Raw genomic sequence first — 25,483 nt, 5'->3', positions numbered from 1 at the left:
CTCACACGGAAGGGAGCCGAAGATCCGTTACGACCGGTAAATGATCACTTGCTCGACGTGCTCGTTCGGAGTCGATGATCTCGTAGGCTTCGATGCTTACGTCGGGGCTGACGAAGATCGCGTCGATGCGGCGGGAGGGGAGCGTCGCCGGGAATGTCTGGATATCCTTGTCGTTGCCGGATAAACCGTCTTCTATCATCCGCCAGGCGCTGCCGCCGGGGCCTTCGTTGAAGTCGGCGGCGACGATCAGCGGCCCTGACATTTCCGATATTTCGGATTTCCAGCGATCGGCCTGGGTCGGTCGCTCAGCCGGATCGGTCGCCAGGTGCGAACCGGTCACCGTGAACCGCGCCGAACCCAGCACCGACGCCTCCACGAAGGCCGCCCCGCGCATGTGCCGGCCCGGCGTCAGCGGATAGCGCAGGGACCAGGTGCGGTGGACGTTCACCCGCAGGCTCACCAGCACCAGGTTCCCCAGCGCCGGCAGGCCACCCCCGGCCACCACCAGGCCGCACTCGCCGGCCAGGGCCGCGCACTTCTCCCGCCAGCGGAACCGGCGCGGCGCCTCCTGAACGACCAGCACGTCCGGCGCCAGCTCCCGGACCAGGGCGGTCAGGGCCGGCCGGTCGTCCCGCAGACCGTGGACGTTGTAGCTCACCACCCGCAGCGGGACACCCGGCATGCCTTCTCCTCAGCCTTCGTCGACTCTCCTCGGCCGCTGCGAGTCAGCCCAGCCGGGCCAGGTCGGCGGCGCCGACGACCCCTGCCGCGTTGCCCATCTCGGCGGCCCGCACCTCGGCCACCGGGAACCGGTCACGCTGCGCGAGCTGATCCCGGTACGTCCGCTCGGCCGGCCCCATGAGAAGCGGACCCGCGTCGATCACGCCACCGCCGATCACCATGATCTGCGGGTCGAGGCTCTGCGCCAGGTCGGCGAGGGCGACACCCAGCCAGTAGCCCACCTGCGCGAACGCGTCCATCGCCACGCCGTCACCGGCCCGGGCCGCCTCGGTGATCTGCCGTCCGCTGATCGCCAGGGCGTCGCCGCCGGCCAGTTCCAGCAGCTGCTTCGCGCGCTCCGGCTCCTGCCGCGCGCCGGCCCGGGCGAACCGGACCAGGGCGTTGCCGGACGCGTACTGCTCCAGGCAGCCCAGCCGGCCGCAGCCACAGGGGTGGCCGTCCGCCACCGACTGGATGTGACCGAGCTCGGCGGCGATGCCGTTCGCACCCCGCCACAGCTTGCCGTTGACCACGATGGCGCCACCGATGCCGGTGCCCACCGTGATCATCACCATCGAGTCGTCGGCGTGCTGCGCCACCCCGAACCGGAACTCGGCCCAGCCCGCGACGTTCGCGTCGTTCTCCAGCACCGTCGGCAGGCCGGTCGCCTTGCTCACATAGTCACGCAGCGGCTCGTCGCGCCAGGCCAGGTTCGGCGCGAACAGCACCGTCGAACCGGCGGCGTCGATCCAGGCGGCAGCGCCGATGCCGATCGCGGTGGCGTCCGGGTACTGAGCCGCCAGCTCGGCGGCGACCTCGACGATGGTGTCCCGGGTGGCGGCCGGGTCCTCCGCGGGCGTCGGCCGGCGGTTCGAGGCGAGCACGTTGCCCCGCTCGTCGACCACGCCGCCGGCGACCTTGGTACCGCCGACGTCGATTCCGATGGTCAGCGTCACGCTGCCCGTCCCCTCTGCAAACAGTTCACACCGCGTCGCCTGGCCGGGCGCCATCGCCCGGACCGGCGCCCTCGCGGTCCCAGAGCGCCTCAGCGCCCTCGCACATGATCCACGCTACGGTGCCCGTCCGGGCTCCTCGGAAGAGGCCTCCGCCCCCGCCGAATCCCGGACGCCGGAGGACGTTCCCACCCCCGCATCCCGGGCGCCGGAGGAGCCTTCCACCCCAGCCGCATCCCGGGCGTCGGAAGATGCCTCCACCCCAGCCGCATCCCGGGCGCCGGAAGACGCTTCCACCCCAGCCGCATCCCGGGCGATGGCCGCGGCCTCAGCACCCGCTTCCTCCTCTGCCGCGGCTTCCGCTTGCGCGACCGCCGAGGCCCAGACGTCGGTACGGGCATCCGCCCGCCCGCCCCCATCGTCCGACGCCCCGTCACTCCGGGTCAGCCACGTCCCGAAATCCGGCCCCGCTTCCCCAGCCGCACTCCCACCCACGACTACGGGAGAAGGCGCATCAGCCGCGGTAGCCGAAGCCTTCGTGGCATCAGCCTCGGTAGCAGCAGCCCTGGTGGCATCGGCCTCGGTAGCAGTAGCCCACGTGTCGGCCTTGGCAGCAGCGGGCCACGTGTCAGCCTTGGTAGCAGCAGCCCACGTATCGTCCGCCCTGGAAGCCGCCGCCCAGGAAGAAGCCCGCGCCGAACCGGTTCCCGCAGCGGCTGTCCCGGCAGCCTCTTCCTGAGCCGCCTGACGACGAGCGGCCTCATCACGGGCGGCCTTGGCCGCGGCTACGGCCCGAGCCACAGCCTCCTCGGCCGCCGCCGCGCGAGCCCGGGCCGCCGCAGCAGCTTCGCGAGCCGCCTCACGAGCACTCTCCGCCGTCGCCGCAGCCCAAGGATCCCCCGACAAATCCGATTTTTCGTATTTGTCCGGCGAAGGAGGAGTGCGAGTCGCAGCGGAAGAAGCACGCGAGGTGGAAGAAGCACGCGAGGCAGAAGAGCCGGGCGTGGTGGACGAAGCAGCCGAGGCAGAAGGGCCCGTTGTGGCGGATGAAGCAGCCGACGCAGAAGAGCCTCGCGCGGTGGACGAAGCAGGCGACGCAGAAGAGCCCCGCGTGGCGGATGAAGCAGGCGACGCAGAAAAGCCCCGCGCGGTGGACGAAGCAGGCGACGCAGAAGAGCCCGGCGAGAACGACGAGTCCGGCGAAGGGGATGAATCGGGCGAAGGCGAGGAAGAGCGAGCCGCATCCGAGGGGGAAGCCGCGCTTGAAGGCGAACTCGCCGACCGCGCGTCCGCCTGAGCGGCGTCCGGCGTGTGGGTGGCGGCCGCCCACACACCGTCCGAGTCGGGTGGCGGCTGGGCCGGAGATCGCGGAGCAGGTGCGGGCCGTGGCCTCTCCCCCGCGATGGAGGAGAAGGCGCGCATCAGCCCCGCCACCCCGGTGGCGATCTCGCCGGCGCTGGTAGCCAGCCGCTCGGCGGTCTCCGGACTCGGGTCGCGGAGGGCGGCGATCACCCGGCAGATCGGGCACACGCAGCACTCGGCACTACCGGTGGACCAAGAGCCGGGCGACCCGGCGGAGGAAGACCCGGAAGAAGACCAGGCGCCGGACGCATGCAACGCCCCGGCCAGCCCGCCGATCGAGTCGGTGATCAGGTGGAGAGGATCACTGCTGGAGGAGGCAGCGGCCCTCGCGAGGAATGTCGCGACCAGCCGCTCGGCCTCTTCGCGTGCTGAACCGGCCATTTCGCCCTCCTCCTCGCCGTCCGGTCAGGCCGCCGGCAGGCTCTCGACGCGGCGCTTGAGCTCCTTCAACGCCGTATCCATGATCACTTTTTCGGCTTTGCGGCGGAACATGCCCAGCATGCCGATCGCGAGGTCCACGGCCAGTGAGTAGGTGACCGTGGTGGTGCCGTCCGAACCCTCGACGAGGTCGTAGGAACCGTCCTGGGAACGCTGCGTCTTCGACGGCGCGACCAGGTGCCATTCGATCCGGGAGAGGTCGTCGGCGTACGCATATTCCAGCGTGTATTCGTCGACCAGCACGGTCGCGTCGATTCCGAAGCGCACCTGGGCGGCGTACCCGTCCTCGTATTCCTCCACCACCTCGGCTTTTTTGATCGACTCGGCCCACTCCGGGTAGCGCGGGAAATCGCAGATCACTGCGGCCACGCGAGCCAGCGGCGCATGGATCTGAATCGACTGCGTCGAGGTGTCGGCCATGCTGGGAGGCTACTCGCTGAGTACGACAGAGCCCACGACCGGCCCGGATGAGGATGGGCGATGTCGGCCCCTCCCGATACCATCCGTTCCGTGCCAGCCCAAGCCATCGGATCCGCGCGCCTGCGCCCGGCCGAAGCGTTCGCGCGAGTCGTCATGCTCGTGCTCGTCGCCGTGCTCACCCTGACCGCGACCGACGATCCACGGCAGCTGGGCTGGATCGCCCTGCTGGCGGTCGCCGCGCTGCCCGCCTTCGTGGCCCACAAGCACCACTTCTGGGCGCCGGCCGGCCGGTTCGCCGAGGTGATCGTGACGAGCCTGGCGGCCGGTTTCATCGCGGCGTCGGCTGACACGATCGGGCGGGTCGACGCCGGTTTCGGCGCCGAGGCGGTGCTGCCCTATCTGGCGGTGCCGCTGCTGACCGCGGCGCTGCATCGTCGCTCGACCGAGGGACCGGTGCTGCTCGGCGTCGCCGCGGTCACGATGATCGTCGGCGGTTTCGCCTCCGGTTCGTGGGACGAGCCGGGTTATGTCGCGGCCTGCGGCCAGTGGCTGGTGCTCGGCGCGATCGTGACGTTCGCCGCCGAGACGATGCGCCAGCTGCTGCAGCCGCCGGAGCCCACCCCGCAGCCCTATGCCGAGGCCACCCGTCTGCTCACCCAGCTGCGCAGTGTCGCCCGTTCGCTGCCGGGCGCCACGCTCGACCCGGGCGGCATCTCCGAGCACCTGCTGGAGGAGTTGCACGCGGTCGCGCACGGCCACCGGACGGCGGTCCTCTCGGCGAGTGGCGGCGGCCGGCTGGTGGTGCTGGCGCAGCGCGGCGCGGAGCGGGTCGACTGGGAGGTCACCCTCGACGCCGACTCGGCGATCGCCGACGCCTGGGCCACACAGCAGCCGCAGGTCGCCAACCGGTCGCAGGCCCGGACCCACTCCGGCGGTGAGGCGTCCTCGCTCGTGGTCCCGCTCGTGGCCGGTGTTCGTACCATCGGATTGGTGATCCTGGAAACCGACGCGGCGGGCGCCTATCCGTCGGCGGTGGTCCAGGCGGTGACCGAGGTGACCGGACCGGCCGCGCTGCGACTCGAGGCCGCCCTGCTCTTCGACGACGTCCGCTCGCTCGCGACGAACGAGGAGCGGCAGCGCCTGGCCCGCGAGATCCACGACGGGGTCGCGCAGGAGCTGGTGATGGTCGGCTACGGCATCGACAACGCGCAGGCCACGCTGCCGGAGGGCGCCGAGGAGACGGCCGAGGAGCTGCGCACGCTGCGCGGCGAGGTGACCCGGGTGATCACCGAGTTGCGGCTGAGCCTGTTCGAGCTGCGCTCCGAGGTCGACCGCAACGGCGGCCTGGCGGCGGCCATCGCGGAATATGCACGGACCTTGGGCACCAGCGCCGGTCTGCGGGTGCACTTCACCTTCGACGAGTCGACTGCCCGGCTGCCGGCCGCGACCGAGGCGGAGCTGCTGCGCATCGCGCAGGAGGCGATCACCAACGCCCGCAAGCACGCGGGAGCGTCGAATCTCTGGGTCACCTGCACGGTTGATCCGCCGTACGCGGAAATCGAAGTGTCCGATGATGGCAAGGGGTTCGCGGACGAGCGTCCGGACGGACGTTACGGCCTTACCATCATGGCCGAGCGTGCCGAACGCATCCGAGGTCGTCTCAAGATCACGCCGCGACACCCGAGCGGGACAACCGTCGCCGTAGTGCTCGGAACACCGCCTCGGCGCGATAGCGTGCGGGAGAGTGTTTCCGCTCCAGAAGGGGAGTAACCCGACCATGACCACTCCTGCGCCGACCGGGCGCACCAAGGTCCTGCTAGTCGACGACCACGACCTGATCCGCAAAGGGCTGCGACACGCATTCGAGCGCGACCGGCAGTTCGAGGTCGTCGGCGAGGCTGCGACCGCGGCGGAGGCGGTGCGCCAGGCCGGCGCCCTGCAGCCGGACGTCGTGATCATGGACCTGCGCCTGCCCGACGGCAGTGGCCTGGAGGCCACCCGCGCGCTGCGCAAGAACAACTCGAACATGGGCATCGTGGTCCTGACCATGTACGCGGGCGACGATCAGCTCTTCGGAGCACTGGAGGCGGGCGCCAGCGCGTTCGTCCCGAAGACCGCCCCCGCCGACGAGGTCGTGGCCGCCGCCCGGCATGCCGCGTCCGCCCCGAGCGCGTTCACCGCGGCCGACCTGGCCGAGGCCATGAAGCGCCGGCTCGCCCCGTCCGGCCCGCAGCTCTCCCCCCGTGAGGGTCAGGTTCTGCGCCTGCTGGCCGACGGCATGAGCGTGGCGGGGATCGCCAAGCAGCTCTTCGTCTCCGAGTCGACGGCGAAGACCCACATCTCGAAGCTCTACGAGAAACTGGGTGCGGCAAACCGGGCGCAGGCGCTCATGACCGCACTCCGCCTGGGTCTCCTCGAAGCACCGGATGCGCCTAAGTTCTAGACATTCCCGGCATTTTCCGCGTTTCTCCCACTAATGCGGCGAATAGCCAGATAGGCCTCGCACCCCAGGCACAGCCCGAAAGCCGCGTTCAGGAATGCCGCGAGCAGTCCGAACGCGGCAGCGACGAGTCCCAGTGTCTCCGCGCCCCCGAGGTATCCCCCCGCGGAGACGCTCAGGAACGTGAACCCGACGAGCTGCGCGAAACGGACGGGCGCGGCCGGCTCCCGTTCGGCGGGCGGTCCCAGCCTGGGCAGCAGCAGGGCACGGAAGATCAGGGCGTACGGGCCGCGCCTGGGGTCGTACGCGGTAATCGCGAAGACCACGGCTTGAGCGAGCGCGAGCCGGCCCGAGCCGGTGATCAGCACGAGCGCGATGACGACGGTGGTCAGTGCGGCGGCGAACCGCTGGCCGCGAGGATCGAGTTCGCTATTCACGTAGGGATAGTAGGACTTTCCGGAGCAGCGTGTTGAGCTGGTTCAACTCGTCCCGATCGAGGGCGCTCATCACCGCTTTGTCCCGCTCGATCCCCTCGAAGACGTATCTGTTCCACATCTCCCGGCCCCGCTGTGTGGGCCGCACGATCACCCGTCGCCGGTCGGCGGCGTCCATCACCCGGGTCACCAGACCGGACTCCTCCAGGCGATCGAGCCGGCTGGTCATCGCCGCTCTGGTCACGTTCGCCGCCTCGGCGAGCTGGGCCGGCGTCGCCTCGGTCGGCCACGGCTGCACCATCAGGGCGTGCAGGGTCTTGTAGTCCTGCAACGTGAAGTCCTCGTTGCCCGCGAACGCCGCGACGTCGTCCCGGCGCAGCCGCCGCCCGATGTGGATCATCCGGATCAGTGCGCCCTCGACGTCCGGATCGAAGGCCGGCTCGTCCTTCCAGAACGACGACCAGCGATCCACGTGGTCGTCAACACTGTCTCTCATGACTTCAGTTTATTAGATTGCGAATAGTTAGACGCCGAACTACTTTACGAGCCATGAACCGCGATCTCCGCCTCCTCGCCACCGGCCAGGCCCTCTCCTGGCTCGGCAACGGCTTCCAGACCGTGGCCCTCGCGGTCGCCGTCGTCACGACCGGCGGCGGCGCCGGCGACCTCGGCCTGGTGATGGCCTCCTCGGTCGTGACGATGCTGCTCTGCACGCTCTTCGGCGGCGTCTGGGCGGACCGCCTGCAGCCGCAGCGCGTCATGGTCGCGTCGGATCTGATCCGCTTCGTCACGACGGCCGGCATCGCCGCCATGTTCGCGACCGGCGGCTACCACCTGGCACTGCTCTGCCTGCTCACCGCCGTCTCCGCCGCCGCCGGAAGCTTCTTCTCACCGGCCATGACCGCGCTGAAGCCACTGCTCGTCCCGGCCGATCAGCGCCAGTCCGCGAACGCCACGCTCAGCATGATCCAGACCGCGTGCGGCATCGCGGGACCCACGCTGGGTGGGGTCACGGTCGCCGCCTTCGGCGCGCCTGCGGGATTCCTGGGCAATGCGATCAGCTTCCTCTTGTCGCTGGTCGCGGCGGCGATGATTTCGGTACGAGCGGAGCGCGGTGCGAGAGAGCCCCTGCTGGCCGAGCTGTCCGCCGGATGGAAGGAGATCCGCGCCCGCGACTGGCTGATCGGAGGCCTGTTCGGCGCCACGGCCTACCACATCGCCAACGGCATGATCCTGGTGCTCGTGCAGGTCATCGCGGTGCAGCGGCTCGGTGGCGCGCACGCGGTGGGCCTGATTTCGGCGGCCGAGGGGCTGGGCGGTTTCCTCGGCGCCGCCCTGGGGATGCGGTTCCGCCCTCGTCGTCTACTGCGGGCCGGTTGGCTCGCACTGATGCTGATGCCACTGTGGGCTCTGGCGTACGTCTATCCCGGGGTTCTCTGGGCCGTCCTCGCCGGAGCCGTGGCCGGATACGCGGGCCTGCTCTTCTACGACGTGGCGTGGGAGACGGCGATCCAGGACAACGTGCCGCACCGGATGCTCGGCCGCGTCGCCTCCTGGGATTACGTCACGTCGTTCCTGGCCATGCCGATCGGCAACGCGCTGGCCGGCCCGCTCTCCGCCCGCTTCGGCACCGACCGGGTCCTGACCTGCTGCGCGGCCGTGCTGTTCCTGGCGACCGCGTCACAGCTGCTCATCCCGGGCACCCGGAACCTGACCCGGGCGACCGCCGATCAGCTCTCCGCGGGGAGCAGCCCGGCCACCGCGGCGATCAGGTGAGGTTTCGTCGGCACTCCGGTGGCACGCTTCACGACCCGGCCCTCGGCGTCCAGGACGAAGAGCGTCGGAGTGCGCCAAACCCCCAGCTCACGAACCTCGTCGAGGTGGCTCTCGGCATCCACCTCGACGTGCCGCACGCCCGGGACCAGCGCGGCCACCTCGGAGCTGACCCGGCGCACCGCGCGGCACGGCGCACAGAACGCCGACGAGAACTGCAGCAGCGTGGCCGGCGCCGGGGTCACACCGAGCCGTTCCAGCAGGGCGGGGTCGAGACGAGGTTCCACGGGCCCATTGTCCGCCCTTGCGAGCCGGCCGTCGCTGCGCCGCCGCCACAGGCCGACAGCGACGCCGGCCACCAGCACCGCCGCCACCACGGCCAACCCCACCGGATCCATGGGACTACTGTGACACGCCGGTCACGCCGACTGGTAGGCGCTGGCCTGCAGCGTGAACAACTGCGCGTACAACCCGCCCGCGGCCATCAGCTCCTCGTGATCCCCTTCCTCGATCACCGACCCGTGGTCGAGGACGTAGATCCGGTCCGCCTCCCGCACGCTCGCCATCCGGTGAGTGATCAGCACGACGGTACGACCGGACGCCAGGTCCCGGAGCCGCTGGTAGACGTCGTGCTCGGCCCGGGCGTCCAGGTTCGCCGTCGGCTCGTCGCAGATCAGCAGCGGCGCGTCACGGTGGAAGGCCCGCGCCACGGCGAGCCGCTGCCACTGCCCGCCGGAGAGGTCGGCGCCGTCGGTGAAGTGCCTCGACAGCAGGGTCTCGTACGCCCGGGGAAGCTCCATGACGAACTCGTGCGCATCTCCGGCCTCCGCCGACTCCTGCACCCGCTCCAGCGACGCCGGCTGATCATGCCGGCCGATCGCGATGTTCAGCCGGGCCGACAGCGGCCACCGGGTCGGCTCCTGCATGACGACGGCGACCCGGTCCCGCAAGGACTCGGGATGCAGCCGGGTCACGTCGACCCCGTCCCACGTCACCGAGCCCCGCTGCGGGCGGTACAGCCCGGCCAGCACCGCGGCCAGCGTCGACTTGCCGGATCCGTTCTCCCCCACCAGCGCGATGATCTCGCCGCGGCGCAGGGTCAGGCTCACGTCGTCGATCGCGGGGCGGGTGGCGTCCGGATAGCTGAAGGTGACCCCGTCCAGCACGATCTCGGTGAACCGCTCCGGGGCGCGGCGATCAGGTGACGGCTCGGCGTGCTGCACCGACAGGTCGCAGAAGCCCTGGAAGTCGGAGAAGTACAGCCCCTGCTCGTAGACCCGGTTCACCGAGAAGGCCAGTTCCCGCAGCTTGCCGATGCCGAGGTTGATGGCGTACGCGGCGGCGCCACCGGCAGCGAGCTCCATCCGGCCGGTCCAGAGCAGCCAGAGCAGCACCAGGTAGGCCAGGCCGGTGAGCAGGCCGCTGAGCGCCTGACCGTAGAGGTTGCTGCGCACCGACCGGGTCACCACCCGGATCTCCTCCAGTGTGGAGATCCGGAGCAGCCGCGCGACCTCGGCGAGCAGGAATCCGCGTACGGTGAACGCCCGCAGCTCACCGGCGGGCTCGCGCGCCGCCAGGAGGTAGGCGAGCATCCGCTGACGACGCCAGACCGCGATGAGCCGGAGCTGGCTGCGGTACCCGAGACGGGCCGCCCGCACCGCCGCCCACCCGGTCGGCAGCGCGGCCAGGACCAGTAGCGGCAGCAGCACCGGATGCAGGACGGCGAGCACACCGGCGACCGCGACCAGGCTGACCATCCCGGTGAGCACCTCGATGCCGAAGTCGACCACCTGCTGCGCCGCCGGAATCCCCCGGTCCCGGGCGCGTTCCATCGCGTCCCGCCAGTCGGGGGCGTCGAAGGTGGCCAGGTCGACGCGCGTCGTGAGATCGAGCAGCCGCATCTCGGCCGCCTCGTAGACCATCGGCGACAGCCTGCCGTTCGCCGCCGCGGCCGCCGAGGCGAGCAGCCCGCGCACCGCCAGAGTCAAGATCAAGATCACCAGGCTCGGTACGGCGGCCCGCACCCGTTCCGGCGTCGGTCCCGCCTGAAGCAACCCCTCGAACACCCCGACCACGCTGATCAGCCCGAGTGCCGCGGCGGCGCCCGCTGCGAGCTGCAGCACGAGAACGGCGGTCGTGGTGCGCGGACTGGCCCGCCAGGCGAGCATCCAGGCGTCCCGCAGCAGACGTGGAAGACGCCGCACCATCTGCAGGAACGTGGTGTTCGCGGCTTCCTGGGTGCTGGTCAGCCAATAGGGAAGGTCGAGTTCACCGTCGTCCTCCGACTCCAGGAGCGACGAGGATGCGGTCGGGGACGACGAGTCGGGAGCGGGGTCGGCTTCGGGATCCGGCATCGGCTGCCTCCTGCCCCGTTCCTACGCCGCGGCACGAGCCCATGTCCACCGGATTCCGGCTCATTCACGTTCCGCCGCACACCCGGTCCGCCGCCGTCACTCCACGCCGTCCGTCGTGCCGCCGCAGCCACCCGCCGCCGGTCCGCCGCCGCAGCCACCGGCCGCCGTCACTCCGCGCCGTCCGTCGTGCCGTCCAGGAGCGCCGTCAGCCGGGCCGCCTGCTTCTCCCAGCGCCACTCGCTCTCCACCCAGGCCCGCCCGGCCGCGCCCATCGCCTTGGCCCGGGCCGGATCGCTGAGCAGGTCGACGATCCGGCCCGCGATGGCCGGCACGTCACCGCCGCCGACCACGAAGCCGGTCTCGCCCTCCCGCACCGCGTCCGGCGCGCCGCCCGAGTCGCCGCCGACGACCGGCAGGCCGGTGGCCGACGCTTCCAGGTAGACGATGCCGAGACCCTCGACGTCCAGCCCGGCGGCGCGGGTGCGGCAGGGCATCGCGTACACATCGCCGGCCGCGTAGTGGTCGGGCAGCTCGCCCCACGGCACCGAACCGGTGAAGACCACATCGGACTCGACGCCGTTCTCCCGGGCCAGCCGTTCCAGGGTTTTCCGGTACGGCCCGCCGCTCACCAGCAGCAACGCCGCCCCCGGAACGCGCCGCCGGATCTGCGGCATCGCCCGGATCAGCATGTCCTGACCCTTGCGGGGCACCAGCCGGGACACGCAGACGACGACCGGCCGCCCGTCGAGTCCGTGCCGTTTGCGCACCTCGGAGCCGTCGACGCCGGGGTGGAACGCGTCGACGTCGACCCCGGGCGCGAGCCGCCGCAGGTCGGTGAGCCCGTGCAGGGCGCGGTCGAGGCGGGTCCGCTGGTATTCACCGAGGAACGTGATGACGTCGTTGCCCCGGGCGATCCGGCGCAGCAGCCCGCGAGCGCCGGGCAGCGCCGCCCAGCCGATCTCATGTCCGTGGGTGATGCCGACGGCCCGTTCGATCCCGGCGTCCCGCCGCAGACCCTGGGCCAGCAGCCCGAGCGGCGCGGCCGCCCCGAACAGGACGGAATCGCACCCGTTCGCCCGGGCGATCTCCGCGGCCCGCTTCGCCACCCCCGGCGTGGGCAGCAGGACCTGGGTGTCCTCCCGCACGACCTCGAACGGCTGCTCGGCGTCGAACTCCGCCGACCCGCGCCACTGCGACGCGTAGACCACGACCGACCCGGACGGCTGCCGCACCGCGAGGTTGTGCACGAACTGCTGGATCCCACCGGGCCGGGGCGGGAAGTCGTTCGTCACGAGCAGAGTGCGGGCCATCAGCAGACCTTCCGAAACGATGCGCGGCGAAGAATCCCGGACAAGCGGCCACGTCGACCAGCAGCCACTGGCGGACGCCCGGCGCAAGCGGGAGCCACCGGCGGACGCCCGGCGCAAGCGGGAGCAGCGGCCATCAGCGAACGCCGCGGGCGTAGGCGCGGGCCGCGGCCATCCGCTGCACGGTGGACGGGTGTGAGGCGAAGACGGCGTGTTCCCACTGCGGCGGGTCGGGGTCGGCGAGGTTCACGGTGCCGAGGCGGCGCTGCATCGACTCGAAGGTCTCCGGGTCGCCGGTGAGGTCGAGCGCGTGCGTGTCGGCGCGGGCCTCGACGCGGCGGGACACGAACGCCTGGGCCGGGCCGGCGATCAGGCCGGCGAGCGTGCTGATCGCGAGGAGCAGGCCGATCGCCCGGGGCTCGGCGATCGAGTCGACGCCGGCGCGATCGAGCAGGGCGGTCCAGGAGCCGAGCAGGTAGAGCGCGATCACCGCCGCCGCGGTCCCGAGCGCTCCCATGATCGTGCCGGTGGCGACGTCGTTGTCCTTGGCGTGCCCGAGCTCGTGGGCGGCCACCGAGACGACCTCGCCGGGGGTCGCCTCGGTCAGCATCGTGTCGTAGACGACGATCCGCCGGGTCGGGCCGAGCCCGGAGACGTAGGCGTTCACCGCCTTGGTCCGGCGGGAGGCGTCGGCGACCAGCACATCGCGGACCGGGACGCCGTCGCGCTCGGCCAGGGCGAGCAGGTCGGCGCGGAGCGAGCCCTCGGGCATCGGCGTGAACCGGTTGAAGATCGGCTCGACGAGCACCGGCAGCACGAACGAGAGCAGCACGACGAGACCGGCGACCCCGGCCGCGCCGAACGCCCACCACCAGTCCGGCGCGAAGTGGGTGACGGTGAAGAAGCCGGCCAGCACGATCGCGCCCAGGACCGCGCCCACCGCATAGGACTTCAGCAGGTCGATCGCCCAGCCGCCCCAGCTCTGGGTGGAGATGCCGTAACGCGCCACCACGGTGTGCCGCCAGATCGCGATCGGCAGGGTGACCAGCTCGGTGACGAAGACGACCAGCAGGCCGCCGAGGACCGCACGGGACAGCCAGTGGTCGCCGGCCAGCTCGACCAGCCGGGCGCCGGCCGGGGTCAGGCCGAGCACCAGCGCGGCGATCAGGCCGATCGCCATCGAGGCGTAGCGCGCGGGACGCAGCTCGGCGTGGAAGGCCCGGCCCCGGGCGACCTTCGCGGCGTCGAGCCGGCCGAGCGCGTCGAGCTGGTCGGCCCGGGGCGCCGGGGCCCGATGCCACGGCACCCGGGCGAGAGCGAAGGCGGCGAGGGCGACGAGCAGCGCGGCGAGCGCCACGACCGCCCACTGTCTCGGCGTCATCACCCAATCCTAATCATGATCACGCAACGTGCTTGCGGACCATGACCGGCGGCGGCGGAGTCTCCAGCAGCTCCACCTCGAACCCGGCCAGCTCGAACGTCTCGATCGCCCGCAACTCGCCCGGTGTCAGGTCGGACAGGCCGTCCGGAGTGTCGATCAGCGCGCTGACGAGACATCCGTTGCACTCGTCAGTGCGTTCGGCGCAACGACCGCAGTCAATGATCATACGGTCACGCTAAGCGAGGGGTATGACAGTTTTACGTCCGCGAGAGCCGGCGCAGCAGCGAATCGGCCCCCATCGGGTAGGCGCCGTGCCGGCGAACCCCATCGGCGACCTCGCGGTCGGAGGAGACCACCACGACCGGGCGGCCCGGCGGCTCGGCCCGGACCAGCCGGCGGATCAGCTCGTCGGCGGTCATCCCCTTGCGGGAGAAGAGGACCCGCACCCCGCGCGGCGCCGGTGGCAGACCGTGCACCCGCTCGGCGCCGTCGAAGACCACGGTGATCTCGTCGCCGGTCTGCGCCGCTATCCCGCCGAGCCCGGTGATCAGCCGCTTGCGCTGCTGCTCCAGGGACATGTCGGCGAAGCCGCGCTTGGTCACGTTGTAACCGTCCACGACCAGGTGGGCGCGGGGCAGCGCGAGCAGCTGGTCGAGCCGGCCCGGGTCGTCGGTGTCCTGCGCGCGGGCCCGGGACCGCTCGGGCGCGCCGGGACGGTCGGCCTCGGCGTCGGCCACGAAGTCGGCGGGCAGCTTGTCGGTCGGCCCGAGGGCAAGCTCGCGGCGCAGACCGGAGGCGGCCTGGCCGATCGTCTCGAGCAGCAGCCAGAGCCGGGCGTCGTCGACCGCGCGGGCGTCCTTGACCGCCTGCTTGCCGGTCGCCGCGGCTGCTTCCGCGTCGGCCAGCCGGCTGCGCAGGCGGCGTACCTCCGTCTCGTGATCCTGCGCCGCTCTCGTGGCCCGGCCCTTCTCGGTGGCCAGCAGGTCGGCGGCGCGTTTCTGGGCGGCCTGCGCCTCGCGCAGCGCCTTTCCCGCCGACCGGGCCTCCTCGCGCACCTGGCCCAGCTCCTCGCGGACCCGGGCGAGCTCGTCGCGCAGTTTGTCGGCCTCGACCCGGGCCACCGTCCGGTCGTGCTCGGCGCGGACCGCACGCTGCTCGGCGGCGCGCACCTGCTCGGCGATCGCGGCGTTGTCGGCCTCGGCGCGGACCGCGTCGCCGGCCAGGTGGATGAGCTCGCGCCAGCCGTCCGGCCGGGCCAGGTAGGCGAGCGCGGCCACCTCGACCGGCTCGGCGGCGGCCGGAGCGACCCCGCTGGTCACGGCGGCGCCCAGGTCACCGGCCTCGTCGATGATCCGGGCGCCGATCCGCTGCCGGAACAGCGGGTCGGCGACGAGCTGGGCGGCGATGTCACGGCCGCCGAGCCGCGCGCGGCGGTTGGGGGCGAACCGGGCCACACGGCGCAGCGGCACCGGGATCTCGTCCGCCGGGAGACCGGGCAGCGCCGCGGCCGCGAGCGTCATGATCCTCTGCCGGACCGCTTCGGGCAGCACCGGCTCAGGCACGAAATCTTCGGGCCTGTCGTCGGGTTCCAGCGGCGCGGACATCTCCCCATTCTCACACCGGGCAAGACCGATTGACCTCCGGAGAACAAGTGATCTTTTCAAAGGGAGTTGTCATACCCCCTGACTAAGGTGCCGCCCGTGACACAACCGGCCTACGTGCAGGGCACTCTGGACACGCTGCTGACCGCCGACGGATCGGTCGACCCCGCGGCCGTGTCCCTCGCGGACACCACCTTCGTGGTGCTCGACCTGGAGACGACCGGCGGCGCCGCCGACGGCGCGGGCATCACCGAGATCGGCGCGGTGAAGGTGCGCTCGGGCGAGCAGATCGGCGAGTTCGCCACCCTGGTCAACCCGGGGGTCCCGCTGCCGCCGTTCATCACCGTCCTGACCGGCATCACCGAGGCGATGCTGCGGCCGGCGCCGCCGATCGAGACGGTGCTGCCGGCCCTGCTCGAGTTCCTCCGCGGCGCGGTCCTGGTGGCCCACAACGCGCCCTACGACGTGGGCTTCCTCAAGGCCGCGTGCGCCCGGCACGGCTACCCCTGGCCGCAGATCCGGGTGCTGGACACCGCGGCGCTGGCCCGCCGGGCGCTGACCCGCGACGAGGTGCCCAACCGCAAGCTGGGCACGCTGGCCCGGTTCTTCCGCTCCTCGGTCGAGCCCAACCACCGGGCGCTCGACGACGCGAAGGCCACGGTCGACGTGCTGCACGGGCTCATCGAGCGGCTCGGCAGCTTCCGGGTGCACTCCCTGGGCGACGCCATCGAGTTCGCGAAGGCGGTGACCCCGGCCCAGCGCCGGCAGAGACATCTCGCCGACGGCCTGCCGCACGTGCCGGGGGTCTACCTCTTCCGGGCCGCCGACGACCGGCCGCTCTATGTGGGCACGTCGAAGGACATCGCGACCCGGGTCAAGAGCTACTTCACCGCGGCGGAGAAACGCGCCCGGATCTCCGAGATGCTCACCGCAGCGGTCCGGGTGGAGGCCGTCGAGTGCGCCCACTCACTGGAGGCCGAGGTCCGGGAATTGCGGCTGATCGCTTCGCACGCTCCGCCGTACAACCGCCGCTCGAAATATCCCGAAAGGGTGGTCTGGCTGAAACTGACCGCCGAGGCCTATCCGCGTCTGTCGGTGGTGCGCCGGTTCGCTGAGGACGGCGCGACGTATCTCGGTCCGTTCTCCTCCCGCCGGACCGCCGAGCTCGCCGCCGCCGGTGTCTACGACGCCGTCCCCTTGCGGCAGTGCAACCACAAGCTGTCGATCAAGACCAAGACGCCGGCCTGCGCGCTGGCCGAGCTGGGCAGATGCCCGGCGCCCTGCGAGCACGAGATCACCACCGAGGCGTACGACGTCCGCGCCGCCCTCCCCTTCCGCACGGCGACATCGGGCGACCCGGGTCCGGTGATCGACGCGCTGATGTCCCGCATCGACGTGCTGTCCGGCGGTCAGCGCTACGAGGAGGCCGCGACCGTCCGCTCCCGCCTGGTGGCCCTGCTGCGCGCTCTCATCCGGATGCAGCGGCTGGAGGCCCTGACCCGGATGAGCGAGGTGGTGGCGGCCCGCCGCGACGACAAGGGCGGCTGGGAGATCGCCGTGGTGCGGCACGGCCGGCTCGCGGCGGCGGCCACCTCGCCACCCCGCGTGCATCCGCGGCCGACCCTCGACATGGCGAGGATGACGGCCGAGACGGTCCTTCCCGGACCGGGCCCGGTGCATGCCGCGTCGGCGGAGGAGACCGAGCGGATTCTGGCGTGGCTGGAGCGCCCGGACACCCGCTTGGTGGAAACCGTCGGCGACTGGGTGTCACCGGTTCGTGGCGCCGCGCGTTTCTCCACCCTGCTCACCAGGGCGGAGACCGCAAGTTCGGCATAAGACTCGTCCGTTCGCCTATCGGTAACTGACCGTTCGGATGACGCTTGCTCGCTTAGGCTGTAAGGCACGCGCGACCCTCGTGGTGATTCACCTCATTTGGCGGCTTGATGCCTTTGGCGATCAGCCGCCTCGGTGCTTCGCTAGCGGGGACGGGCTTACACGATCGGTGAGGGGGTGTCCGGGTGGACGTCGACGCCGGCCACGGCGCCGCTCTGGGGCGTGCCCTGCCGACCACGCCCTTCACCCGGCGGTTGCGCTCGATCTTCAGCTTCCAGAGCAGCGACGACGATCCGGTCGCCACGCTGACCCGGACTCATCGGAGCATCCACCCCTCGGCCGACGTCGCTGTGGTCCGCCGCAGCTACGCGATCGCCGAGAGCATGCACCGTGGTCAGTTCCGGAAGTCCGGCGATCCCTACATCACGCACCCGCTCGCCGTCGCGCAGATCTGCGCCGAGCTCGGCATGGACACCACGACGATCGTCGCCGCCCTGCTGCACGACACCGTCGAGGACACCAGCTACACGCTCGAGGCGCTGCACGGCGACTTCGGCCCCGAGGTGACCCACCTGGTCGACGGCGTGACCAAGTTCGACAAGGCCTACTACGGCAAGGCCGCCGAGGGCGAGACGATCCGCAAGATGATCGTCGCGGCCGGCAAGGACGTGCGGGTCCTGGTCATCAAGCTGGCCGACCGGCTGCACAACATGCGGACGCTCGACGCCCGCTCCCCCGCCTCCCGCGCCCGCATCGCCACGGCCACGCTCGACGTGCTCGTCCCGCTCTGCGACCGGCTCGGCATCCAGGCCCTCAAGCGCGACCTCGACGACGTGGTGCTGTTCCATCTGGAGCCCGACTCCTACGCGCGCATCGACGAGCACGTGAAGAACCGGCCCGGCTGGGACGAATACCTCGCCGACGTCTCGGCGAAGGCCCGCACCGCCCTGCGCCGCTCCCGGGTGGACGCCGTGGTGACCCCACGTCCCCGGCACTACTACTCGATCTGGAAGGACACGGTCGCCGGCGGGCACAGCGTCCCGCTCGACCTGCCCCGCATCGCGGTGATCGTGGACGGCCCGGACACCGACTGTTACGCCGCGCTCGGCGCGATCCACGGCCGATGGCGCCCGGTGGCCGGCCGTTTCAAGGACTTCATCGCCTCGCCGAAGAACAATCTCTACCGGTCGCTGCACACCACCGTGGTCGGCCCCGAGGGCAAGCTGGTCGAGGTGCTGATCCGCACCGAGACCATGCACAGGTACTCGGAGTACGGCGTGGCCACCAGCTACCGATATCCCAAGGTGGCCGACGAGCCACCCGGCGCCGACCAACTCACCTGGCTCAAGCGGGTGCTGGACTGGCAGCAGGACACCACCGACGCGGCCCAATTCCTCGACTCGCTCCGATGTGACCTCGCCGAGGGCCAGATCACGGTCTTCGCCCACGGCAACGCGCACGAGCTCCCCAGCGGTTCCACCCCGGTCGACGTGGCCTACGAGCTGAGCCCCCGCAAGGGCGACCAGTGTCTCGCCGCGACCATCAACGGACGTCTCGCCCCTCTCAGCTCCCCCCTCCGTGACGGTGACGTCGTCGAGATCTTCTCCGACACCGACGCGCCGGCCGAGACCGAGCCCAACGCGCCCCGCGGCCCGCGCCGGGAGTGGCTCGGATTCGTGAAGTCCAGCCAGGCACAGATGCAGATCAACCGGTTCTTCGACGAGAAGAACGAGCCGGGCATCAGCATCGCCGACAAGGTCCGGCTCGGCCGCGCCACCATCGGGCTCACCCTCCGCAAACACGACCGCGGTCTCGCCAGCGAGGTCCCGCTGCGCCGGCTCGCCGAGGAGCTCGGCTACCCCGACCTGGAAACCCTCCTGGTCGCCGTCTGTGAGCGCAGCCTCGAACCGGACGCGGTGGTCGAGCAGCTGATCGCCCTCGTGGACCATCCGGATTAATCCCCGTTAGCCTTACCGGCGTGAAAACCTCTCGGCAACTACGCGGCTTCGCCTATCAGGTGTTCTACGGTCTGCCGTTGCCGGTCCGCCGCCACCTCGCGCGGGCGCTCTCCCCGAAATACCTGGTCGGCGCCGTCGTCATCCTCCGCGACGCGGAGACGCCCGGGCGCATTCTGCTGCTGCGCCAGCCTCCGGGACGCGGCTGGGGCCTTCCGGCCGGTCTGCTCAAGCGCCGCGAATTGCCTGCGGTGGGTGCCGCGCGCGAGCTTTTCGAAGAATCGGGCGTACGGATGGAGCCCGGCGATCTGATCCCCGGCATCCCGAACGCGATCGTCCACCCCAACGGGGGTGTCGTCGACACCGTCTTCTTCGGTTCGGTGCCGGCCTCCACCACTCCGCTCGCCGTGGACGGTGGTGAGGTCCTCGAGGCCCGCTGGTTCCCGATCGACGACCTGCCGAAGCTGACCTGGCCCACCGAGCGTCTCCTCGGCGTCTACGACATCGGCCCGCGCGCCGGTGAGCTGCCGCCGTCGGTGTCCGCCCCGGCCCGGGACCAGGCCCAGTGAGCACGGAGATCTGCGGGGTCGTCCTCGCCGCCGGTGAGGGACAGCGTCTGCGCCCGCTCACCGAGCTCATCCCGAAAGCCCTCTGCCCGGTCGGCAACCTCGCCCTGCTCGACCACGCCCTGCGCCGCCTCGCCGGCGCCGGGTTCACCGGCCCCTCACGCGTCGCTGTCAACGCGGCCTACCTCGCCGATCAGGTGGTGGCCCACGTCGGCGACCGGTGTCACCTCTCCGTGGAGCCGGACGGCCCGCTCGGCACCTCCGGCGGCGTCGCCCGGCTGAAGGAATGGATCGACGGCCGTGGCGTGCTCGTCGGTAACGCCGACGCCTACCTGGTGGATCCGTTCCGCGACCCCGGCAAGGACATCGCCGCCCTCCTCGAAGGCTGGTCCGGCGACACCGTGCGGATGCTGACCCTGCCCTGCCGCGACGGCGAGACCGGCGGCTTCAGCGGGCAGCGCTTCGCCGGTTTCTCACTGATGCCGTGGCGCTGGATCGAACCACTGGCCGACGTGGACAGCAACCTCGTCCGTACGGTGTGGCGCCCCGCGGAGGCAGCCGGCGAGCTGGAGCTGATCGCCTACGACGGCTACTACCTGGACACCGGCACGCCCGCCGACTACCTGACCGCCAACCTGCACGCGGCGGCCGGCACCAGCCTGATCGCCGACTCGGCCGTCGTGACGGGCTCGGTCACCGCTTCGGTGGTCGGCGCGGGCGCTCAGGTGCACGGCAGCGTCACCGAGTGCGTGATCTGGCCCGGCGCCGCGGTGGCCGCCCACGAGTCCCTCACCGGCGTGATCAGGGCCCACAACGGCCTGACCGTCCCGGCGTCTCCGAGGGCTTGATCGCGTCTCCGAGGGCTTGATCGCGTCGCCGAGGGCTTGATCGCTCAGTCGGCGTCGGGCAGGCCGATCGCGAAGGCGTCCTCCAGGTCATGCTTGGAGTACGCCCGGAACGCCACGAACGTCTCGCTGTTCACCACGCCCGGCGTCTTCGAGATCTTCCCGGCGATGACCTCGGCGATGTCGTCGAACCGCGGCACCCGGACGATGGCGATGAGATCCACACCGCCGGCCACCGAGTAGACCTCGCTGACCCCTTCCAGCGCGGCGAGGGCCTCGGCCACCTCAGGAATCGAGTCGGTGGCGCAGTCGATGTGGACGATCGCGGTGTTCACCTGCGGGCTCCTCAACATTGAGCGAAAACCAATCCCGCCCATGCTATCCACGCCCCCGCCCCCACGATCACGCACAGCAGTGAACACCCAGGATCTGCGGCCGCGCGGGTAGCCGACGCGCGGCGGAGGTCCGGCTGTGCGTCATCGCTGTTCCGCGCCCGCCATCACGGCAATGAGCCACAGCCGACCAGGACCGGCCGTGACTCATGCTCGCCAGACCACGCCGCGAACAGCAATACGCCACAGCCGGCGAACCGAACACGGTCCGCGTGGAGGCCACAGCCGGCGAGAGCAAGCACGGTCAGCGGAGAGGCCACAGCCCGCGACGACGGGCACAGCCAGCGAGCGAGCACGGTCCGCGCGGACAGGCCACGGCCCGCGACCACGGGCACAGCCAGCAAGAGCGAGCGCTGATCACGGCGTTCCCCTCTCGCCCCCACAGATCTTGAGTGATCTTCGACCCCCGAAGGTGCCAGATCGTTCAAGATCCGGGACGGGCGCGAGCGCGAGAGGCACGAGAGGCGCGAGCGGGAGAGGCGCGAGCGGGAGAGGCGCGAGCGGGAGAGGCGCGAGCGGGAGAGGCGCGAGCGGGAGAGGCGCGAGCGGGAGAGGCGCGAGCGGGAGAGGCGCGAGCGGGAACGAGCACGGTCCGCGCGGAGGCCACAGCCAGCGAGAGCGAGCACAGTGAGCGCGGAGGCCACGGCCCGCGACGACGGGCACAGCCAGCGAGAGCGAGCGCTGATCACGGCGTTCCCCTCCCACCCCCACAGATCTTGAGTGATCCTCGACCCCAGAAGGTGCCAGATCGCTCAAGATCCGGGACGGGCGCGAGCGGGAACGAGCACGGTCCGCGTGGAGGCCACAGCCCGGTCCGCGTGGAGGCCACAGTCAGCTAGGGCGAGCACAGTCAGCGCGGAGGGGCCACGGCCCGCGACCACGGGCACAGCCAGCGAGAGCGAGCGCTGATCACGGCGTTCCGCTCCCACCTCCACAGATCTTGGGTGATCCTCGACCCCAGAAGGTGCGAGATCGCTCAAGATCCGGGAGGAGCGCGAGCGGGAGAGACGCGAACGGAAGACACACGAACGAGAGGGGCGCGAACGGGAGGCACACGAACGGGAGGCGCACGGTGCTGGGCCTCGTACCGGGGAAGAAAGAAAGCCCGCCGCACAAGCGACGGGCTCTCTCTCAGGCGATCAGGTGGCCTAGCGGCCGGACTTGATCTCTTCCTTCTTGACCGGGCCGCCGACCGCCGGGGAGACCGGGGTCTCGGCCGGCTTCTCGACCGGGTAGAAGAAGCCCTTCACCGCGGGTGCCAGGGCGCCGAGGCGGTTCATCTTCTTCGGGACGACCCAGCCGGCGTACTCCAGCGGGACCGGGTGGCCGTGGTCGTCGACCGGGCCGAGGGGCTGGTGCACCTCGACGAACTGGCCGTTCGGCAGGCGCTTGATGATGCCGGTCTCGACGCCGTGTGCCAGGACCTGGCGGTCGTGCTGCTGGAGGCCCAGGCAGATGCGGACGGCGATGTAGTACGCCAGCGGGGGCAGCAGCACCAGGCCGATGCGGCCCGCCCAGGTCATCGCGTTCAGGCTGATGTGGAACTTGTCGGCGATGACGTCGTTGGCGCCGGAGATCGTGGCGATCATGAAGAAGGTGAACGCCATCGAGCCGATGCCGACCCGCTCGGGGTTGTCGCGGGGACGCTCGAGCAGGTGGTGGGTTCGCTTGTCCTTGGTCTTGCGCGCCTCCAGCCACGGCCACGCCATCGGCAGCGTGAACAGCGCGCCGAGGCCGACCACCGCGGGCCAGAACATCGGCGGGAGGCTGTAGTTGAAGATGTAGATCTGCCAGTTCGGCATGAGACGGACCAGGCCGTCCATGAACATGACGTAGAAGTCGGGCTGTGAGGCCGAGGAGACCTCGGAGGCCCGGTACGGCCCGAACAGCCAGATCGGGTTGATCTGGAAGAGGCCGGCCATCAGTGCGATGACACCGAAGACGGCCATGAAGAAGCCGCCCTGCTTCATCGCGTAGCGCGGGAACATCCGCTCGCCGACGACGTTGTCGTTGGTCCGCATCGGGCCCGGCCACTGCGTGTGCTTCTGCTTGAAGACGATGCCCAGGTGGGCCGCGATCAGGCCGAGCAGGATGCCCGGGATGAGCAGCACGTGCGCGATGTAGAACCGGCCGATGATCAGCTCGCCCGGGAACTCGCCACCGAAGATCGCGGCGGAGAGCCAGGTGCCGATGACCGGGAGGGTCAGCATGATCGCCGAGGCGATGCGGAGACCGGTGCCGGAGAGGCCGTCGTCCGGGAGCGAGTAGCCGGTGAAGCCGGCGAAGAACCCGAGCAGGAACAGCAGCACGCCGATGACCCAGTTGATCTCACGCGGCTTGCGGTACGCGCCGGTGAAGAAGACACGGGCCATGTGCACGATGATCGACGCCATGAACAGCAGCGCCGCCCAGTGGTGCATCTGACGCATGAACAGACCACCGCGCACCTCGAACGACAGGTGCAGCGACGACGCGTAGGCGGCCGACATCTCGGTGCCACGGAGGCCGAGGTAGGAGCCGTCGTACGCGATCTCCTTCATCGACGGGTCGAAGAAGAGCGTCAGGAACACGCCGCTCAGCAGCAGCACGATGAACGAGAAGAGCGCGATCTCGCCGAGCAGGAACGACCAGTGGTCAGGGAAGACCTTGTTCAGCAGGGCACGCAGTGGGGTCGCAGCCTGGAACCTGTCGTCCACCCCCTTGGCGAAGGTGACGGGCGCCTCTGCGAGGTCAACTTTTCGGCGCTTCACGGCCGCTCCCAGAAGTCAGGTCCGACGGTGTCCTTGAAGTCGGACGCTGCCACGAAGAAACCTTCCTCGTCCACTGTAAGCGGCAGCATCGGCAGACGCCGAGTCGCGGGCCCGAAGACCGGCTGCGCGTTGTTGGTGATGAGGAACTGCGACTGGTGGCACGGGCACAGCAGGCGGTTCGTCTGCTGCTCGTAAAGGCTCGCCGGGCAGCCGGCGTGCGTGCAGATCTTGGAGTACGCCACGAAGTTGCCCCACATCGACCCGACGTTCCGGCCGTTGCTGTCGGCGTCGGCGTTCGCACGGGTCACCGCGGCGTCGTCCGCGCGGAGGTGGATCAGCAGCGTCGGCGAGTCGGCCCAGTGGTTCGTCGCGCCGCCCGGGATGCCGGGGTACACGGTCATCTGACCGCCGGTGCTGACGTCCTCGGGGCGGATGGCGCTGCCGTCCTCACGGGTGAGGCGCACCAGCTTGCCGCCGTTGTTGCCGGGGTTGAACCCGGTCGTGAACATCATCGGCAGCTCGCCCTTGTGCGGGTCCTCGATCAGGCCGCCGACGATCGGCGCCCCGATCGCGATGCCGACCGGCGCGAGGCCGAGCGCGATCGCGCCCTTGAGCAGCGGGCGGCGCTGCACGCCCAGCTCGTCGGCGACGAACAGAGCGGTCTGACCGGTGATCAGGCGCTCGTCGTCGGGCGACGGGTGGCTGTGCCGCTGCTGGATCGAGAGCTCGTGCGGCAGGAGCTTCTTGGCCCAGGCCAGGATGCCGAAGCCGAGCGCCAGCAGGCCGAGGCCGAGGGTGATGCCGAGGATCGGCGTGTAGTAGTCGCTCATCGAGTGGCCGAGCTCGAACTCCCACGGCCAGACGATGTAGAAGACCACGAACGCGATCGTCAGGACCCCGGAGATGGCGAACAGCAGGGCGATGTTGCGGACGACCCGCTTCTCCGCCTTGGAGTTCTGCCCGTGGAACTGCGACTCGTACGTGACGATCTCGATGTCGTCGCGCCGGAGCCCTTCCTTCACGATGTCGAATCGCGACAGGTGCGGGTCGCTCACGTCGACCGGCTGAGGGCCGGCGTCGCCCGCGTGGTGCACAGTCGTCATGACTTCCCCGCAATCCAGAGAGACGTGAAGACCAGGAGGACGATGCCGACCAGGAAGATCGCCATGCCTTCCGTCGACGGGCCGTAGCGACCGAGGTTGAACAGGCCGCCCGGGTCCTTGTCCTGCTGGAGCTGCACCGTGATGTAGGTGATGATCGAGCGCTTCTCGTCCGGCGTGAGCTGGTTGTCACCGAAGACCGGCATGTTCTGCGGTCCGGTCAGCATGGCCGCGTAGATCTGCTCGGCCGTGGCGTCGTGCAGGCTCGGAGCGAACTTGCCGGACGACAGGGCGCCACCACCACCGCCGAAGCCGTGGCAGGAGGTGCAGTTGATCCGGAACAGCTCGCCACCGCGGGCCAGCGACTCCGGGTTGGTCTCCAGATCGTCGACGAGCGGGCCGTCGGGGACCTGCGGACCGCCACCCAGCTCCTGGATGTACTGCGCGAGCTGCTTGGTCTGGGTTTCGTCGAACTGCGGCTTCTTCTGCTCCGCCTGGGCTTCCTGGCGCGTCATCGGCATGCGGCCGGTGCTGACCTGGAACTCCACGGAGGCGGAACCGACGCCGATCAGGCTCGGGCCGCGGTCCTCGACGCCCTGCGCGTCCCGCCCGTGGCAGGAGATGCAGCTGTTGTCGAAGAGAGCCTTGCCCTCCTGAGCCGCAGCGGAGAGCTGGACGTTGTCCTCGGCGAACGCGCCGGGGGTGAAGGCGGTGTACACGCCTCCGGCGAGTGCCAGCGCCGCGATCATGCGAACCGCTGCACCGAGCCGCCGGCGTGCCCGGCTCGGCGCGCTGCGCCTCCGGGTGAACACCCGGGCACGCCTGCGGGCGGGGGTGTCAGAAGTCATCTGCTATGTCC

Annotated in this window: 24 protein-coding genes; 8 read left to right on the top strand and 16 right to left on the bottom strand. The window is 70.7% G+C overall.

The features are described from left to right. Position 1 precedes the first annotated feature (1 nt). The gene (locus EP757_RS17795; protein WP_127547477.1) at positions 2 to 682 is read right to left on the bottom strand and encodes an endonuclease/exonuclease/phosphatase family protein; all 681 of its coding nucleotides are present in this window, start codon (positions 680 to 682) and stop codon (positions 2 to 4) included. A 43-nt stretch (positions 683 to 725) separates the two neighbouring features. Next, entirely contained in the window at positions 726 to 1,676 is a 951-nt protein-coding gene (locus tag EP757_RS17790) for an ROK family glucokinase (protein WP_127547475.1), read from the bottom strand. Between the two features lie 937 nt (positions 1,677 to 2,613). Between EP757_RS17790 and EP757_RS17785 the strand changes: the two genes are divergently transcribed. Then, positions 2,614 to 2,970: a hypothetical protein gene (locus EP757_RS17785; RefSeq protein WP_127547473.1), complete on the top strand. Its 357-nt coding sequence runs from the start codon at positions 2,614 to 2,616 to the stop codon at positions 2,968 to 2,970. A 470-nt stretch (positions 2,971 to 3,440) separates the two neighbouring features. Here the strand turns inward: EP757_RS17785 and EP757_RS17780 are convergent, their stop codons facing one another. Continuing rightward, positions 3,441 to 3,893 (bottom strand): SRPBCC family protein, encoded by a 453-nt coding sequence (locus tag EP757_RS17780; protein ID WP_127547471.1) that lies wholly within the window; start codon positions 3,891 to 3,893, stop codon positions 3,441 to 3,443. 90 nt (positions 3,894 to 3,983) lie between these two features. Here EP757_RS17780 and EP757_RS17775 point away from each other — a divergent pair, with 90 nt between their 5' ends. Next, positions 3,984 to 5,663: a GAF domain-containing sensor histidine kinase gene (locus EP757_RS17775; protein WP_127547469.1), complete on the top strand. Its 1,680-nt coding sequence runs from the start codon at positions 3,984 to 3,986 to the stop codon at positions 5,661 to 5,663. 7 nt (positions 5,664 to 5,670) lie between these two features. Then, complete coding sequence (locus EP757_RS17770) at positions 5,671 to 6,336, top strand: response regulator (protein WP_014441555.1); 666 nt, start codon at positions 5,671 to 5,673, stop codon at positions 6,334 to 6,336. Here EP757_RS17770 and EP757_RS17765 read toward each other — a convergent pair. Next, positions 6,333 to 6,770, bottom strand: coding sequence for a DUF4395 domain-containing protein (locus EP757_RS17765; RefSeq protein WP_127547467.1), 438 nt, complete (start codon positions 6,768 to 6,770; stop codon positions 6,333 to 6,335). The two genes, EP757_RS17770 and EP757_RS17765, sit on opposite strands and share 4 nt — an antisense overlap. Further along, positions 6,763 to 7,263, bottom strand: a complete 501-nt coding sequence (locus EP757_RS17760; protein WP_127547465.1) for a MarR family winged helix-turn-helix transcriptional regulator — start codon at positions 7,261 to 7,263, stop codon at positions 6,763 to 6,765. Before EP757_RS17760 ends, EP757_RS17765 begins: the two co-directional genes overlap by 8 nt. 53 nt (positions 7,264 to 7,316) lie before the next feature. Here EP757_RS17760 and EP757_RS17755 point away from each other — a divergent pair, with 53 nt between their 5' ends. Next, positions 7,317 to 8,543, top strand: coding sequence for an MFS transporter (locus EP757_RS17755; protein WP_127547463.1), 1,227 nt, complete (start codon positions 7,317 to 7,319; stop codon positions 8,541 to 8,543). On the opposite strand, the gene EP757_RS17750 is transcribed toward EP757_RS17755, so the two are convergent. The 6 genes from EP757_RS17750 to EP757_RS17725 all read right to left on the bottom strand — a co-directional run bounded on the left by EP757_RS17750 (position 8,498) and on the right by EP757_RS17725 (position 15,186). Beyond that, complete coding sequence (locus EP757_RS17750) at positions 8,498 to 8,938, bottom strand: thioredoxin family protein (protein WP_127547461.1); 441 nt, start codon at positions 8,936 to 8,938, stop codon at positions 8,498 to 8,500. The two genes, EP757_RS17755 and EP757_RS17750, sit on opposite strands and share 46 nt — an antisense overlap. Positions 8,939 to 8,959: 21 nt before the next feature. Further along, entirely contained in the window at positions 8,960 to 10,894 is a 1,935-nt protein-coding gene (locus tag EP757_RS17745) for an ABC transporter ATP-binding protein (protein WP_127547459.1), read from the bottom strand. Positions 10,895 to 11,061: 167 nt separating this feature from the next. Beyond that, positions 11,062 to 12,204 carry a glycosyltransferase family 4 protein gene (locus EP757_RS17740; protein ID WP_127547457.1) on the bottom strand — a complete coding sequence of 381 codons (1,143 nt, stop codon included), beginning with the start codon at positions 12,202 to 12,204 and terminating at the stop codon, positions 11,062 to 11,064. A gap of 133 nt (positions 12,205 to 12,337) precedes the next feature. Beyond that, positions 12,338 to 13,582, bottom strand: coding sequence for a M48 family metallopeptidase (locus tag EP757_RS17735; protein WP_127547455.1), 1,245 nt, complete (start codon positions 13,580 to 13,582; stop codon positions 12,338 to 12,340). A 19-nt stretch (positions 13,583 to 13,601) separates the two neighbouring features. Beyond that, complete coding sequence (locus tag EP757_RS17730) at positions 13,602 to 13,808, bottom strand: hypothetical protein (RefSeq protein ID WP_127547453.1); 207 nt, start codon at positions 13,806 to 13,808, stop codon at positions 13,602 to 13,604. A gap of 31 nt (positions 13,809 to 13,839) precedes the next feature. Then, positions 13,840 to 15,186, bottom strand: coding sequence for an NYN domain-containing protein (locus EP757_RS17725; RefSeq protein WP_127547451.1), 1,347 nt, complete (start codon positions 15,184 to 15,186; stop codon positions 13,840 to 13,842). A gap of 96 nt (positions 15,187 to 15,282) precedes the next feature. On the opposite strand from EP757_RS17725, the gene EP757_RS17720 reads away from it, so the two are divergent. The 4 genes from EP757_RS17720 to EP757_RS17705 all read left to right on the top strand — a co-directional run bounded on the left by EP757_RS17720 (position 15,283) and on the right by EP757_RS17705 (position 20,385). Next, a complete protein-coding gene (locus EP757_RS17720; protein WP_127547449.1) occupies positions 15,283 to 17,019 on the top strand; it encodes a DEDD exonuclease domain-containing protein in 1,737 nt (578 codons plus the stop codon). 182 nt (positions 17,020 to 17,201) lie between these two features. Continuing rightward, positions 17,202 to 18,974: a bifunctional (p)ppGpp synthetase/guanosine-3',5'-bis(diphosphate) 3'-pyrophosphohydrolase gene (locus EP757_RS17715; protein WP_127547447.1), complete on the top strand. Its 1,773-nt coding sequence runs from the start codon at positions 17,202 to 17,204 to the stop codon at positions 18,972 to 18,974. Between the two features lie 20 nt (positions 18,975 to 18,994). Beyond that, positions 18,995 to 19,540, top strand: a complete 546-nt coding sequence (locus EP757_RS17710; protein WP_127547445.1) for an NUDIX domain-containing protein — start codon at positions 18,995 to 18,997, stop codon at positions 19,538 to 19,540. Beyond that, positions 19,537 to 20,385, top strand: a complete 849-nt coding sequence (locus tag EP757_RS17705) for a sugar phosphate nucleotidyltransferase (RefSeq protein WP_127547443.1) — start codon at positions 19,537 to 19,539, stop codon at positions 20,383 to 20,385. Before EP757_RS17710 ends, EP757_RS17705 begins: the two co-directional genes overlap by 4 nt. A 44-nt stretch (positions 20,386 to 20,429) precedes the next feature. Here EP757_RS17705 and EP757_RS17700 read toward each other — a convergent pair whose 3' ends face one another. The 5 genes from EP757_RS17700 to EP757_RS17680 all read right to left on the bottom strand — a co-directional run bounded on the left by EP757_RS17700 (position 20,430) and on the right by EP757_RS17680 (position 25,472). Then, the gene (locus EP757_RS17700) at positions 20,430 to 20,717 is read right to left on the bottom strand and encodes an Lrp/AsnC family transcriptional regulator (RefSeq protein WP_014441542.1); all 288 of its coding nucleotides are present in this window, start codon (positions 20,715 to 20,717) and stop codon (positions 20,430 to 20,432) included. Between the two features lie 164 nt (positions 20,718 to 20,881). After that, entirely contained in the window at positions 20,882 to 21,400 is a 519-nt protein-coding gene (locus EP757_RS44810; protein WP_370457856.1) for a pentapeptide repeat-containing protein, read from the bottom strand. 522 nt (positions 21,401 to 21,922) lie between these two features. Next, on the bottom strand, positions 21,923 to 23,524 hold the full coding sequence (locus tag EP757_RS17690; protein WP_127547441.1) for a ubiquinol-cytochrome c reductase cytochrome b subunit: 1,602 nt from the start codon (positions 23,522 to 23,524) through the stop codon (positions 21,923 to 21,925). Further along, the gene (locus EP757_RS17685) at positions 23,521 to 24,627 is read right to left on the bottom strand and encodes a ubiquinol-cytochrome c reductase iron-sulfur subunit (protein WP_127547439.1); all 1,107 of its coding nucleotides are present in this window, start codon (positions 24,625 to 24,627) and stop codon (positions 23,521 to 23,523) included. The genes EP757_RS17690 and EP757_RS17685 overlap by 4 nt, the downstream gene beginning before the upstream one ends. Beyond that, positions 24,624 to 25,472: a c-type cytochrome gene (locus tag EP757_RS17680; RefSeq protein WP_127547437.1), complete on the bottom strand. Its 849-nt coding sequence runs from the start codon at positions 25,470 to 25,472 to the stop codon at positions 24,624 to 24,626. Before EP757_RS17680 ends, EP757_RS17685 begins: the two co-directional genes overlap by 4 nt. Between the last annotated feature and the right edge of the window lie 11 nt (positions 25,473 to 25,483).

Source organism: Actinoplanes sp. OR16, from assembly GCF_004001265.1.
GTDB lineage: Bacteria > Actinomycetota > Actinomycetes > Mycobacteriales > Micromonosporaceae > Actinoplanes.
This window is presented reverse-complemented; position numbering and strand designations above follow the sequence as displayed.